The sequence below is a fragment of the Acinetobacter baylyi DSM 14961 = CIP 107474 genome (assembly GCF_000368685.1).
Taxonomy (GTDB): domain Bacteria; phylum Pseudomonadota; class Gammaproteobacteria; order Pseudomonadales; family Moraxellaceae; genus Acinetobacter; species Acinetobacter baylyi.
The window spans coordinates 311,972-326,728 of the sequence record NZ_KB849623.1 but is presented as its reverse complement, the minus strand read 5'-3'; the positions used below and the strand labels follow the sequence as shown (position 1 = coordinate 326,728).

At 37.3% G+C, this 14,757-nt stretch carries 13 protein-coding genes; 6 read left to right on the top strand and 7 right to left on the bottom strand.

Annotation, left to right across the window (positions count from 1 at the left end; genetic code table 11):
• Window positions 1–45: 45 nt before the first annotated feature.
• On the bottom strand, window positions 46–891 hold the full coding sequence (locus F952_RS01505; RefSeq protein ID WP_004920577.1) for a hypothetical protein: 846 nt from the start codon (window positions 889–891) through the stop codon (window positions 46–48).
• A 438-nt stretch (window positions 892–1,329) separates the two neighbouring features.
• Here F952_RS01505 and cuyB point away from each other — a divergent pair, with 438 nt between their 5' ends.
• Both cuyB and F952_RS01495 read left to right on the top strand, forming a co-directional pair.
• Window positions 1,330–2,040 carry a cysteate racemase gene (gene cuyB / locus F952_RS01500; RefSeq protein WP_004920575.1) on the top strand — a complete coding sequence of 237 codons (711 nt, stop codon included), beginning with the start codon at window positions 1,330–1,332 and terminating at the stop codon, window positions 2,038–2,040.
• 117 nt (window positions 2,041–2,157) lie between these two features.
• Complete coding sequence (locus tag F952_RS01495) at window positions 2,158–3,456, top strand: dicarboxylate/amino acid:cation symporter (protein WP_004920571.1); 1,299 nt, start codon at window positions 2,158–2,160, stop codon at window positions 3,454–3,456.
• Window positions 3,457–3,510: 54 nt separating this feature from the next.
• Here the strand turns inward: F952_RS01495 and F952_RS01490 are convergent, their stop codons facing one another.
• From F952_RS01490 to F952_RS01480, 3 genes are all read right to left on the bottom strand, one after another.
• Window positions 3,511–4,407, bottom strand: a complete 897-nt coding sequence (locus F952_RS01490) for a LysR substrate-binding domain-containing protein (protein WP_026056990.1) — start codon at window positions 4,405–4,407, stop codon at window positions 3,511–3,513.
• Between the two features lie 428 nt (window positions 4,408–4,835).
• Window positions 4,836–6,020: a hypothetical protein gene (locus tag F952_RS01485; protein ID WP_004920565.1), complete on the bottom strand. Its 1,185-nt coding sequence runs from the start codon at window positions 6,018–6,020 to the stop codon at window positions 4,836–4,838.
• A 240-nt stretch (window positions 6,021–6,260) separates the two neighbouring features.
• Window positions 6,261–6,491 (bottom strand): hypothetical protein, encoded by a 231-nt coding sequence (locus F952_RS01480; RefSeq protein ID WP_004920562.1) that lies wholly within the window; start codon window positions 6,489–6,491, stop codon window positions 6,261–6,263.
• 354 nt (window positions 6,492–6,845) lie between these two features.
• Between F952_RS01480 and F952_RS01475 the strand changes: the two genes are divergently transcribed.
• The gene (locus F952_RS01475; protein WP_004920558.1) at window positions 6,846–7,073 is read left to right on the top strand and encodes a hypothetical protein; all 228 of its coding nucleotides are present in this window, start codon (window positions 6,846–6,848) and stop codon (window positions 7,071–7,073) included.
• 420 nt (window positions 7,074–7,493) lie between these two features.
• Here the strand turns inward: F952_RS01475 and F952_RS01470 are convergent, their stop codons facing one another.
• Window positions 7,494–8,201: a DsbA family oxidoreductase gene (locus tag F952_RS01470; RefSeq protein WP_004920556.1), complete on the bottom strand. Its 708-nt coding sequence runs from the start codon at window positions 8,199–8,201 to the stop codon at window positions 7,494–7,496.
• Window positions 8,202–8,368: 167 nt separating this feature from the next.
• On the opposite strand from F952_RS01470, the gene F952_RS01465 reads away from it, so the two are divergent.
• On the top strand, window positions 8,369–9,127 hold the full coding sequence (locus F952_RS01465; protein ID WP_004920551.1) for a hypothetical protein: 759 nt from the start codon (window positions 8,369–8,371) through the stop codon (window positions 9,125–9,127).
• A 252-nt stretch (window positions 9,128–9,379) separates the two neighbouring features.
• Complete coding sequence (locus tag F952_RS01460; protein ID WP_004920545.1) at window positions 9,380–9,874, top strand: hypothetical protein; 495 nt, start codon at window positions 9,380–9,382, stop codon at window positions 9,872–9,874.
• A gap of 46 nt (window positions 9,875–9,920) precedes the next feature.
• Here F952_RS01460 and fadA read toward each other — a convergent pair whose 3' ends face one another.
• Window positions 9,921–11,093, bottom strand: coding sequence for an acetyl-CoA C-acyltransferase FadA (fadA, locus tag F952_RS01455; RefSeq protein WP_004920543.1), 1,173 nt, complete (start codon window positions 11,091–11,093; stop codon window positions 9,921–9,923).
• Window positions 11,094–11,106: 13 nt separating this feature from the next.
• The gene (gene fadB, locus F952_RS01450; RefSeq protein WP_004920538.1) at window positions 11,107–13,260 is read right to left on the bottom strand and encodes a fatty acid oxidation complex subunit alpha FadB; all 2,154 of its coding nucleotides are present in this window, start codon (window positions 13,258–13,260) and stop codon (window positions 11,107–11,109) included.
• Between the two features lie 422 nt (window positions 13,261–13,682).
• Here fadB and F952_RS01445 point away from each other — a divergent pair, with 422 nt between their 5' ends.
• A complete protein-coding gene (locus F952_RS01445) occupies window positions 13,683–14,666 on the top strand; it encodes a hypothetical protein (RefSeq protein ID WP_026056989.1) in 984 nt (327 codons plus the stop codon).
• Window positions 14,667–14,757 lie beyond the last annotated feature (91 nt).

Here is a 14,757-nt window from a genome sequence, read left to right as displayed (position 1 = left end):
ACACACTGTGGATAACTTCAAGGTTATCCATAGTTGTTGCTGTGGTTAAAAGTTGGCTTCAAACGTCATTTGATAACTTAAATGATAGCCATGCTGGTCGTTTAAATCATCGGTATAGTTTAAATCATTTTGAATATATAGCCAGTTGCGCCACAGTGGACGTCGCCAAGAAAAATAAGGCCCCCATTGGCTCACCTTCATATCTTTTTTCTCTTTTTCATACACACCTGTACTAAATACACCATAGGTGAGCTTATCTTTCGTCGGAAAACTCAGTTGATGAAAGGTATAGTTTTTCCACGAAAAATCTTCGTCCTGACTTTTACTTAAATTAAATTGACTGGAAAACATGGTGTTGTCCCGTAACGTCTGATTTAAGTTTAGATTGGTTTCACTATAATTTTTACTGGTGGCGCCATAGCGAAAAATCTGTTGGGTATCAAGATTGAGATGATGCTGTAAAACCCATTTTTTCTGTGCCAAAAATTGCACATATACATCTGAATCTGAATTCGAACCTAGATCCAGACCATTTGAGAATGGAAGCAAACTAGACAGTGTGTTCCAGCTCGCTGTAAGTGGATTGCTCAGTGAAACAGACTTAGGCGTAACTTTGGTCTTTTTTTTCGACTTACCAAATTTTTTAATCTCTTTCGGATAGTTTTTTTCGGTACGTTCCCACAATGAATCTTGTGCGAAAGCGGCCATAAGCTCTTTGATCAATGCTGGATTATTTTTTTCATTGAGTGAAGCATCTGAAACAGAATCCAGTTCTGCTTCACAAGGCTGGGGCATCAGCTTGTGGTCGCCTTGTCTTGCCAGAAATTGTTCCGCATACAGCAAACTAAATTGTTCTGATTTTTTAAATGATCTCTGTAAATAGTGAGACATTAAGGAAGAATGTAAGGAAGTTGTGAAACAACAATATGAAGCAAATATTGCGACCATCACAGAATACGTTTGAACAGCATACCGTTGAGCCATGAGAACAAGAAAAATAATCAGCGATTAAAAAGAAAATTATAAAGATCTAATCTTAACAATTTATTTTTGGCTAATACATTATTTAATTATTCGCTGCTATCTGTCAGGTAGCCAGGCTTTAAAAGAAGGCAGGCATAATGCAATATGCTACATTGTGATGCATATTTTGCATTAGGATAAAAATGTTAAATTCTACTAGTATATATAAATCAAATACATATAAAAATTTGGATAATTCTTATATTTTAATGTTATGCAAAATGTAGATGGTTAATCTGTATTTTGCAAGGTGATGGATTTTTTTTCTGTAAAGCTAATAAATATCTTAGATTACAGGTAAAACTCATGCATAAAGCAATCGGAATATTAGGAGGAATGGGACCGCAAGCAACAGTTGATGCGATGAATAAAATTATTAAAAACACATCTGCTCATTCTGATCAGGAACATATTCCTGTCATTATTGTTTCTATTCCTGATATTCCAGATAGAACAAAATCCATTATTAATCATGATGATAAGCCATTCGAAAAAATGAGAGAGTATCTTAAAATTTTAGAGAATGCGAATGTCGGCTGTATCATTATTCCATGTAATACTGCGCACTTCTGGTTTGATCAATTACAGCAACAAACACATACCAAAATGATTAGTATCATTGAAGCAACGGTACGCTTTATTCAAAAAAGTAATGCTCAAGAGATTTGTATACTTGCGACGTCAGCAACCATCAATACGGAACTGTATCAAAAAGAATTAGCGAATCATCAGATAAAATTTACTCTTCCTGAGTTGGAGATCCAGCAACTGGTCATGCAAAGTATCTACTCCTATAAGTCTGGAAATATTGAAGAAGCTAAAAATATAATGATTAATATCATTAATTTATATGAATATAATCCTGCCAGAAAATTTCTTTTAGCATGTACAGAAATTCCTTTGATCTTAGAAGACTGGATTATAGAAAAACCAGAATTATTTATTGATGCGACCGATGTATTAATTCGAAATGCAATCGAATGGTATCAAAACGGACAGCCAGAAACTTGTAGCTGATCATGAAGGTTCATGCATTTTGTGCATGAGCTTTTTTATTTATGCATTAAGCAACAAGAAAAAGCTGCCATAACTAAAAAGGGACACTGAGTTCTTCGGTAATCTAGTGAGTGTAGTATGAAAAAGGAAACCACAGTACGCTATGTACTTATTGCCATATTTTTGGGTGCCATAATTGGGTTGTTATGTCACTATCTGGCATCTACAGCAGAGCAGGCAAAAGAAATTTCATCTTATTTTAATCTATTAACCGCTATCTTTCTTAGATTAATTAAAATGATTATTGCCCCATTAATCTTCTCAACGATTGTCGTTGGTATTGTATCTATGGGTAACTCATCATCAATAGGTAAAATTACCTTTAAGGCCATGGGATGGTTTATTAGCGCCTCAATTATTTCGCTAGGGCTTGGAATGTTATTTGCAAATGTCTTCCATCCTGGTGTTGGCTTGAACCTCACTCCTGATCATGCAACCAATGCATTACCTTCTTCTATTAATACAGATGGGTTTTCATTAAATGGATTTATTACTCATCTATTTCCGCGCAGCTTTGCTGAAGCCATGGCGAACAATGAAATTCTGCAAATCCTCATTTTCTCGATTTTCTTTGGGAAAGCGCTCAGTTTTATTAATCATCAATACACGTCAGTTATTTTTAAGATGGTTGAAGAACTTAGCCATATCATGTTTAAAATTACAGAATATGTCATGAAATTTGCACCTGTTGCTGCATTTTCAGCGATTGCTTCTGCAATTACAGTACAAGGTGTTGGTGTATTTGTAAATTATGCAACTTTTCTCGGTTCATTCTTTTTAGCTTTAGCTGTTTTACTTGTTATTCTATTTTCTGTGGCTTACATTTTCCTTAGAACGGATACATTTAAGTTGGCTAAACTTATACGTGAACCTGTCATGTTAGCTTTTGTAACGACCAGTAGTGAATCTGCTTATCCTAAAACCATGGATGCATTGAATAAATTTGGTGTACCTAAGCAAGTGACGAGCTTTGTATTGCCTTTAGGCTACTCATTCAACTTAGATGGTTCAATGATGTATGCAGCGTTTGCAATTCTTTTTATTGCACAAGCTTACAATATAGATTTGAGTATTACACAACAAATCCTCATCTTATTGACGTTGATGATTACCAGTAAAGGGATTGCAGGGGTATCAAAGGCATCGATTGTGGTGGTTGCTGCAACGCTCAGTTTGTTTAAGCTCCCTGAAGCTGGATTACTCCTGATACTCGCAATTGATCAATTTTTAGATATGGGACGTACCGCGACGAATGTTGTCGGTAATAGTATTGCAACAGCAGTGATTGCGAGAACGACACCAATGGAAGAGTTAAAGCCAGAAACGAATATGGAAGACGTTCAACAGATGGTGAACACTTCGCAACAAAGTGCCTAACTCAGTTTTTAACTAGGACAAAAGAAAGTAGCTTAGTTGGAGTTACTTTCATTTTTATGCAATTGTCCAGTCAATTGCTTTAATGAAGTTCCATAGACCTTCTGATGCTGCATTCAATCTTGAGCTACTTCTATATAAGTAGATATCAACGGATAAAACAGAATCTTTTAACGGAATAATCATCAATTCATTATTTTTAAGTTCTTCCTGAATACTATAATCGGGTAACCATCCAATACCAAAACCCCCTTTAATCATATCTTTAAGCAAAATACTCATAGAAGAAACAAAAGTAATATTAAAATATTCAGATTGACTGTCTTGAAGAAATTTATTGACCTTTTTGCCCATATAGCTATCATCGGTATAATTCATTAATGGCAATGACCGATCTTCTAAAGAGAATTTTGGACGCCCAAGATGATTCGGTGCGGTCACTAAATACAGTTTTGCAGAAAAAATTTTATGGCATAAAAACTGTGGATTCATCAATTCATCATCATAAAATGAAGCAATAAAATCACATTTTCCATTTCGTAAATGGTCTACCGTTTCATTGACATTGATTGCTTCGACATGAAAGATTTTTTCTTGATAATTTTTAAGATTGCCTAAGATTTTTGGAAAAATATAGCCAGCTAAAGAATGGGCAGAAGCAATGGTCACTTTACTTCTGATATTGTCAGTTCCTTTAATTTTATCAATATTATATTCAAAATCATCGAGAAAGCTCCTTGCATGTAAAACAAAGAGCTTGCCTTTCTCGGTGAGTTGTAATGGTGACATTTCTCGATTAAAGACCTCAAATCCTAACGTATTTTCTAGGGTTTGAATGCGTCTACTGAGTGATGATTGAGAAATATTTCGCATATCAGCGGCCATGGTGAAGTTCCGATACTTTTCTAAAGTAATCAGATCGTACAACCACTTTAATTCAATATTTTGTATCAAGGACATTCACCATTTTTGAATTGCCTAATCAAGAGCAATAACTACTGTTACACACTAAAAATAACTGGTTATATAAGTTTGATTTTAACATAATTACCTGTCTAGTCATTTTAGTCTATCGACGATGCTCAAGCTTGCAAGAGTTTGGGGGGTGACCTTTACTAGATTATTTATAGCTTTTAGGAAAGTTTAATAAGGGCTAACTTTTTTCTACTGTTTTACATCCTTTAAGGTGAGTAGCAAGATGAATCTATGCGATCAAATTTACTCACCATGAATAGAAAGTGGGGCATTACTCATGCTTATATGCTCGAAATAACGAGTGTGATAGCTATGTTAGTTTAATTCTTAGATTAAAAAATTAGAGGGAACTCCAAGTTAAATAAGAATAAGAATATGAATGCTGAACAATTCTTTGATGTTCAGCATTAGAATAAAGCTTCCAGACGCACAAACGTACTCAGATAATGATTGCGGTCTTCACGATGATCGTTTAGGTAATTTAGATCGCCTTGGACATAAAACCATTCCCGCCACACAGGTTGACGCCAAGACATAAAAGGCCCCCAACTATTTAGACGTAGATCATTATCGTTATAATATCCACCTGCATAGATGCCGTAGCTGAAGCGATTATTGGCAAAGAACTGATGTTGCCTAAATAGTCGATTGTCCCATGTCCAGTTATCATCCTGATCATCGGCATGCGTTAGGCTGAGCTGATTTGAAAAAAAAGCTTCGTCTGGTCGAGCATGTGTCAGTTCAAGATTGGTTCTAAAATAGTTTTTGCTATTGATCCCATAACGGTAAATTTGTTCGGCATAGAATGAAAAATCATTTCGAAGTTCCCATGTACGTTTTGCTTTTAGGCGAACATAGATATCATCACCTGAACGTATCCCAAGATCTGCATCTGTTTCAAACGGAAGACGTTTTGCAAAGTCAGACCAGCGTAAGGCAATTGAACCATTACTATCTCGGGTCTGGCGTGTATCCAGACGTTTATTATCACCATTTGGATCGATATTGGTATTTGCAATATTATTGTCAAATTCGTTATCCAGGGAATCATCACCAAAAACGACACTTAAACGGCGTTCAAGCGTAGGCAACTTGATTTTACCGCGAATACGGGGTTTCACTTCAAAGCCGTTATATTTATCCCAATAGTTATCCAGCATGATTCGCAAGGAGGCATCGGCTGGTTTTTTTGGATCAATTTCACCAAACCAGTTATCAATTTTAACTGATGTTCGATCAGCCCATTGACTGATTTGTTTTTGTTTACGATCAACCCATGTCTTGTTTTGTGTTTCTATCACAGAGGGAACTATGGATTGATTGGATTCTGGGGGAAGAATCGTTGGTAATGCATCAATCCAGGCTGGAATATAATCCAGAAGATTTTTATCGTGTACCTGATTGAGATTACGTAATTCAATGGGATAAGCCACCGAGGTTGGTGGTATGTCTGGATTATTTGGCAGGATCAGGTCATTTGAAGATGAATCATGTGGTTGAACCATTCCTGCAAAGCCAAATTGGGGTGTCACCAATAACAGGCAAATTGAAAGTGAGGCTAATTTCCATATCTTTTGTTGTGCTGTCATCATGTAAAAATTCATTATTATGAAGATGATGTGACAACTGTTATTGTTTTCACTTATAAAATCAAGTGTATACAACAAAATAAAGTAAATTTAATAAGATAAGTGTCTTTTAATCTAAAACAATTGGTTTTTTAACCAAACATTGGTTGCGCCAAAGTAAAAATGCGGCCCAGATAGCATGATATAACATACCCTGAGCCGCAATTGGTCTAATTGTTCGCTTGGTTCAATATGCATGACCCATTATGCTTTGGCACAGCGCTTGGAATAGACTTTACCTGCGATACCTCCAATTAAAGCACCGCTAAAAGTACCAAATACGGGCAGAATGCTACCCGCAGCTGCACCAATTAAAGCGCCTTTAACCGTAGGTGAAAAACGAGACTTTTTATTCGGCACAGGGGTTTCATTTTTTTCTGAAGGTTCTACAGAACCTAAAGGACGAGCTGTATCATGCGTATCTAATGTAGTCATTGAATGGCCCTCGTTGTAAATTATTAAATTAAACAGATATAACAATGATCTGATTTATTTTATCTAAACACAGAATAGATTTTAGAATGTGGTCGAGATGTTACGATGCCTTTCTGTTAAGTAAAAAGCAGGAGTATTTGATTGCAAATATAGCGTAGTGCACTGTTTGGGTAACGGTATGTACTAAACTCGATAAGCTGAAAGTTAAAAAGATGACAGTATCTTTCCATTCACTTTTAAAAACAGTATCAATTAATTTGCTTACTAAAAAAACCAGATAACTCGATTTGCAATAAAAACTAAATAAAATTGCCGTAGCATCATGAACTAACGATAGATCATGGATATATCAGTATGTCGGAAGTTTCGGTTAAGTATATTAACAAGATGATTGATCAAGCAGTTGAAGCAGGAAAAAACCCAACTAAACTTTTATTAGGTTACAAAACTTTTCCGCTATTGCTGAATGATGAGAAATTTCAAAAAGATTTATCATCAACAGGTAAAAATGGAAAAGATAAATTTTATAAAAAATTAAAAATTAAGCTCGTCACAGAAAAAGACTTCTGTGATATAGAGTAAAAATAATGACAATAAATTTAATTTTCATCGTTCAATATTTACGCTTTTTTGGCTTTAAAGCAGAATTCCACTCGAAAATTTTGGGCGAATCATAAACTTTAAATTCAACAGCAACAAAAGTGATGAGCAAAATTTTATATAAAAATAACGTTTTATTTCGCTATAACGTAATAAATGAGATGAGGTGATTATAACGTGCAGAAACAAAAAAACCTCTCTTAATGACTCAAGAGAGGTTTATAAAATATCATCTCAAAAAGTGAGATAAAATAAGAGAACTACAGCGCGTAATTTCAAAAATAACGTGAAGGCGCAATAATACGGATAAATATCAAGCTTGTACAGTCACAATTTTGCAACGCTGCATTCTATTTATTGGTTAATAAATGATCGATAGTGTGCTTTATTTTGCAAATTTGCTTAACTTTTTTGCGGTATATCACAGCTATCATCTGAGCATACGGCATCAGACGATGCCTCGGCAACGGCATCATTTTCACGCTGTGTCAAAGCTTTTTGTAAAACCTGCAAAAATACTTCTTTAGGTTGCGCACCTGATAAAGCGAGTTTCTGATCAAACACAAAAAAAGGAACCCCAGAAATATTTAATTGCTCATGCGCAATTTTTTCATCATGTCGAACAAAGTCTGAAAGCTCATTGCTATCCAGTACAAACTCGACTTCGGCATGATCAAGTCCAATACGCGATGCAATTTCTTCTACAACTTCACGCTCACCAATGGCTAAACCTTCAGTCATATAGGCATGAAAAAAAGCTTCTTCTGCTTCATTTCCCAGCCCTTTGCTTTGTGCTAAATGGATAATACGGTGTGCGTTAAAACTATTGCCAGAGTTGGCTTTTTGCCACTGGAAGTCAATGCCTTCCTGTGCTGCCATACTCGCGATATTCTGTTGCATCTCCTGCATTTCTTCAAAGGTCCGTCCATACTTCTTAGCCAGACGTTCAGTATTTGATGTGTCATGAGATGTGGGTGCATCTGGATCTAATTCAAAACTATGCCAGTGCACATCAAGCTCAATACCTGCTTCTGCCGCCACATGTTCAAGACGTTTTTTTCCAATATAACAAAATGGACAAACTACATCTGACCAGATATCTACACGCATGGAAAGTTCTCAAATCTATAATTCATTATTTATAATAGGGGTCATCTCATCAGATTTAAAGTCTGCAATGTGTAATGGCGTGTTGCATCTTATGAAATAAATGGCATATAAAAGAATAAGTAAATGAGCGATCAGATAACAAAATAGTGTAGCCAAGGGAGATGCCTATGCGTCGTGTCAGCATCATGATCGTCAGTTTGATTGTCGTCGCAAGCCTTGTATTTTTTTCATACCAATACATTCAGAAAAGAAAGTCACAAGACAGTAGTCAGATGTTTGATCTGGTCATGTCTGAAAAAATGGGTCAGCTTTATGATCAGGCACAAGACTGGTCAACACCCGTACAATTAAATATTCACGATAAACGTCTGGCAGGCAATTACAAGAAAATGTCTGAATTTTTGCTCAATTACTGGATTGAGAATATCAATGCACGTAACGCTTATTTAAGAACACTTAAAGCAGCAAAATGGGATACATTCCTAAATGTAGATCGTTTAGAACTGGATAAAAAACAGAAATATGCCGAAACTGAAAATATGTTGGCAGCAGTGAGTGAAGCCTCCGAGCAGTACCAAGTTCAATATGAAAAAATTCATCAAGCATTTCTGACACAAGCCCAAAGTCTATCGGTAGAACCAGAAATGCGTGTATTACTTGAACAGAAATTGGGAAGTAATGAAAAAGTTGGGCAGGATCATGCAATTTTTATGATTGAACTGAAAATACTAGATAAGGCTAAACAAATGTTTGCCTTATTAAAACAGTATCCGTGGGAAAAAAAGGATGGCATGATTTTGTTTCATGAAAATGCCCAAGTTAGGAAATTTAATGGTCTTTATCAAGATGTTTTAAAACTGAATGCCAAAATTGAAAGTATTAAGAAAAAGAACGTAGCTGCTTTAGAAGACGATTTAAAAGAATAATTGCAGAATGAATAAAATATAGAAATGTATTTTATAGAATCAATACATTGCTTCTAATTTATGGGCTGTTTCGTATCGCTAGTTTTTTAATAAGAAAAAGAATTGTGGCTAAGTAGAAAAATCCAATGCTATTTACCGTTTATCCGAGCCTTACTGAATCAATAAGTAGTTTGATGTAGCCTGATAATAGAGACCTTGATTCAGATCTTCATCTTTTAAGTGTAATAGAGTGACTGATTTTTGGAGTAAGTGATGAACTTTCTAAAACGATCAGCTTTGATCGCTGCATTTGCTTTGACGGCCTTACAAACTATTCAAGCAGAAGATGTAACTAATTTACCGACTATTCGCGTTATGGCTGAATCTGAGCTACGAGAAGAGGTGGGCTTTGTACCGCTCCAAGAAGATAAGGAAGTACGCCAAGCGCTGCAACATCGTATAGATCAAACTCAGAATGCGACACAGAATATAAATGTTAAAGAAAATTTTCCATTGGCTATTGATTATCAGCCCATAACAAGTTCTCCTGATCTAAGTCAATTTTCTCCATTCTTACAACAGTATATTTTAGCCATAACCAATGGAATCCAATCCTCTGATCCTACAAATGGTCTTTTTGAAATGTTAAGACCTCTGAATATTAATCGAAATAATGTTGATACTTATCGTGAAGGTACAATGAAAGTAAATATGAATGACCTCATAAATCTACAGCAGCAAATTCAAGACGGTTTAAAAGGCCGATAAAATAAAAATCCCCGCATTGAGCGGGGATTTTTTATCTTGGTATTAATTAAACACGTTCAATCACGGTTGCGATCCCTTGGCCGAGACCAATACACATCGTAGCAAGACCAATTTGAGTGTCTTGTTGTTCCATCACATTAAGTAGGGTCGTTGTGATACGTGCACCCGAGCAGCCAAGCGGGTGACCCAGTGCAATCGCGCCGCCATTTAGGTTGACGATATCTTGTTTCTCATAAAGTCCCAGACCTTTAAGGACAGACAAACCTTGAGCCGCAAATGCTTCATTCAGTTCAACTGTTTGGATGTCTGCAACCGATAAACCAGCACGTTTAAGTGCTTTCTGCGTTGCTGGAACTGGGCCATAACCCATAATCGCTGCATCACAACCCGCAACTGCCATAGAGCGAATCACTGCACGAGGCTTTAAGCCTAATGCTTGTGCGCGCTCAGCCGACATTAATAGCATGGCAGAAGCACCATCAGATAAAGCTGAAGACGTTGCTGCCGTTACAGTACCGCCTTTCGGATCAAACACAGGACGTAATGCTTTGAATGCTTCAAGGTTTGCATCTGGACGAATCACTTCATCGATATCGCAGAGAATTTTAAAGCCATTGGCATCGTGGCCTTCAACACCCACGATTTCATTTTTGAAACGACCTTCTTGAGTTGCAGCCCAAGCACGGCGGTGAGATTCAACACCAAAAGCATCTTGCTCTTCACGGCCAATACCATTCATACGACCCAGCATTTCGGCAGTTAAACCCATCATATTCGATGCTTTAGCGTAATGTTTAGATGCTTCTGGGTTCAAGTCGATACCGTGCATCATTCCAACATGACCCATATGCTCTACACCACCAATGATGAAGATATCACCTTGATTGGTCGCAATTTGCGCTGCTGCGGTATGAATCGCTTGCATAGAAGAACCACACAAACGGTTGACGGTTTGACCTGCAACAGTTTTAGGTAAATCGGCCAATAAAACAATATTACGGCCAATGTTCATGCCTTGTTCAAGGGTCTGATTGACACAACCCCAAATCAAGTCTTCAACTTCATTAACATCAAACTGGTTGCGGGCAACAAGTGCACGAACGAGCTCGGCAGAGAGGCTGTCTGCGCGTACATTGCGGAACATTCCGTTTTTAGATTTGCCCATGGCAGAACGAACACCATCAACAATCACAACGTCACGTGGATTTAAATTAGTCATTCACGTTGCTCCCTTAACCGTAAAATTTCTTGTTGTTTTCAGCCATGTCGCGCAGTAGTTGCGGCGCTTCATAAGCTTTACCCAAATGTGCGTACTTGTTGCAAAGCGCAACATACTCAGCCACACCTGTTTGATCGATATATCGACATGGGCCACCACGAAATGGTGGGAAACCAATCCCCATAATCATTGCCATATCTGCTTCAGCAGGTGTTGCAACGATATTGTCTTCAAGGCAGCGTACGGTTTCATTGCAAAGCGCCAGCATCATACGATCAATGATTTCCTGAGCATCAAACTCACGTTTTTCACTAGTCACAACTGGTGCAATGACTTCATATGCGGTTGAATCAACCGTTTTTGCTTTCTTGCCTTTTTTGTCGAGTTCATATTTGTAGAAACCAACGTCATTTTTTTGACCTAGACGCTTGGCTTCATACATGGTTTGAATTGAACCTTTGTAATCTGGCTTCATCCGATCTGGGAAACCTTCTGCCATGACTTCGGCACCATGAACACCAGTGTCAATTCCCACCACGTCCATCAGATAAGCAGGGCCCATTGGCCAGCCAAATTTTTCCATGACTTTATCGATTTGCTGGAAGTCAGCGCCATCTTTCAGTAATAGATCAAAGGCCCCAAAGTAAGGGAACAATACGCGGTTGACCAAGAAGCCAGGGCAATCATTGACCACGATTGGGGTTTTACCCATCTTCTGAGCCAGAACCACAGTCGTTGCAACAGCTTCTTCAGAAGTCTGTTCACCACGAATGACTTCAACCAGTGGCATCATGTGTACTGGATTAAAGAAGTGCATACCTACAAAGTTTTCTGGACGCTTGAGTGCTTTTGCTAAACGCGTAATTGAAATGGTTGAGGTATTTGAGGCAATAATGGTGTTGTCACGCACTTTTGCTTCGGTATCTGCCAGGACTGCTTCCTTGATTTTTGGATTTTCTGTGACCGCTTCAATCACGATATCCACTTCTTTAAACTCGTCATAGCTTAAAGTTGGACGGATACGCGCCAAAGTTTCGCCCATTTTTGCAGGGGTAAGTTTTTTGCGCTCGACCTGTTTGGTGAGTAGACCATTGGCTTCTTGCATACCTAACGCAAGCTGCGGATTACCAATATCTTTCATGATAATTGGCGTGCCTTTACTCGCTGCTTGATAAGCAATACCACCGCCCATGATACCAGCACCCAGTACCGCTGCCTGATTCACAGGATGCGCGCCTTTTTCATGTTTCTTAGAGGTTTTCTTAATGATCTGATCATTCAAGAAAAGACCAATTAATGCTTCTGCCTGTGGTGTGATTGCAGCTTTAGCAAAACCTTCTGTTTCAACTTTGAGTGCTTCATCACGACCCAAGCTTGCACCTGCTTGTAATGAATCAAGCATGAGTTTCGGTGCAGGATATTGAGCCGGATTGGCTTTTGCTAGTACAGCACCTTTTGCTGTATTAAAAGCCATCATTTGCTCAAGTGGATTAAGCTTCACAGGGTTTAGCTTTTCCTGACGTTTGGCTTTCCAGTCGACACGACCTGCCAACGCCTGTTTTACCAGATCAATTGCAGCTTCCTGTAATTTGTCTGCTGAAACTACAGCATCCACGGCACCATCTTTGAGTGCTGCCGCTGGTTTTTTCGGTGCCGCCATGGCAATCCATTCAACGGCATTGTCAATACCAATCAAACGGCTTAAACGAACAGTACCGCCAAAGCCTGGGAAAATTCCCAGTTTAATTTCTGGTAGGCCTACTTGTGCTTGATCTGACATCACACGGTAGTCACAGACCAAACACATTTCAAAACCACCACCCAACGCCATGCCATTGATCGCAGCAACTTTAGGGATGTCTAAATCTTCAAAGCTATTAAAGATGTCATGTACAGGTAAAGCCCATTCAACAATGGCTTTTTCGCCTTGAGCAAAGTTTTGTCCAAACTCGGTAATATCTGCACCCACGATAAACGTAGATTTTGCTGAAGTGACAATCAAGCCTTTAACTTCAGGATGATTTTTGACTGCTTCAATCGCAGCTTGAAAGTCTTCGATGGTTGCACGGTTAAATTTGTTGACCGACTCACCTTGTAAGTCAAAGCGGAATTCTGCAATTCCGTCCGAAAGCATTTGGACGGTAATGGCATTGCCAGCGTGGATCATGCCTGATCTCCTTTATTTTGGAGGACTTATACGTTGATGTTATGAAGCCTGTGCATCTTTATACACTTAAAATGCTCCGCTAATCTTACGATAACTATATCTAAAAAGAACATAACAAGTTGTATCTAGTCGTGACGCGAGGGTCACCTATTATTTTTAAATATTTTTTATCCATATTTATGAAAAATATATTTTTAATTGTGAAAGCTGCTTGTTAGGAAATGCTTCAAGATAAAGCTAGGGAATGTAATACACAGTTATTAAATTAGGGGCTTAGGAAGTTACCTTATTTTTTAATATGCTTAACTTCCTAAGCCCCAAAATTAATATTCTATGTGTGAATTATTAGACAGAAAGGCTTGTCTATTTTTTTATCTTTGGATAAACTTTGTGTTATAAAAATGTTCAATAAAGTATTTATTATGTTAAAAAATAAATTTATGATTTTGACAATTCTTTCTTTTATGTTGAGTGCATGTGGGGGAGGGAGTGATAATAATCAAAGCAATACATCGCAAGATTCTACTGCGAATGGAACTCGTTACTATTTTATGGATTATAATGCGAATGAAACAGATGAGCTAAACGTTTCTTATTTTGAAATATTCAATAAAAAATCAACAGATGCCGCCTCCAATCAAGCTTTGAATGAGTATTTACTCACAGAAAAAAAACTTTATTTTCCAACTGATAATGCGATTAATGTTATGAATATTAATTCGCTAACAGATTGGACACTAGATATTATTGGAGATGTCAAAGAAGATTGGAAATTTCAAAGAGTTGATTTGTCTGGTCAGAATATGTTTGATACTGTTTTACCTGGTTATCGAGCAATAGGGTTTCCAGTGAATAATCAGACCTCAACTAATGGACGTATATTTCTTAATACTTATGGGCAGAATAAGTTTCCTCAAGGAAGTAGTTGCTATCGTTTGATTTCAAAAAAGTCTAATCAAGAAACATTTGCATTTAATATCAGTCAGGATTATGAGATTAATCAAAATTTTGAAGAATTCGATGCAGAAAATGAACCTTTTCTTAAATATTTGAATCAAACAAGTCCATTTGGTTTAACTTATAAAGCAGTTAAGGGGACATGGCAAAATGTTCAATGGACCACAATTTATGATACTACTTTAGGTCTTGCTGTAGATGATGGTGTTGCGGTGCAATATCAAGGTAAAACATATTCAGCAAATTACACGAGTAACATTGGCTGGACCGCTGATCAAGAAATTAAACATTGGGAAATATTCTTAAAAAATACTGATGCTCCTGAAAGTATCCGTTTTGCTCAGTTAAAAATTGCACAATTGAAATCTGGTTGTTATGCCTATAATGAAACTGCTGCAAAAGCACTCGTTTCTCTGACTGCATTAAATTGGCAACCATATAAAAACTAGTTTAGAGTTTGAGAAATCTCAAAAATAGGTATTTTTGAGATTTCTATTTAATCAAAATAATACTTGCTAATACTAAGTCTGAATTTTCTTC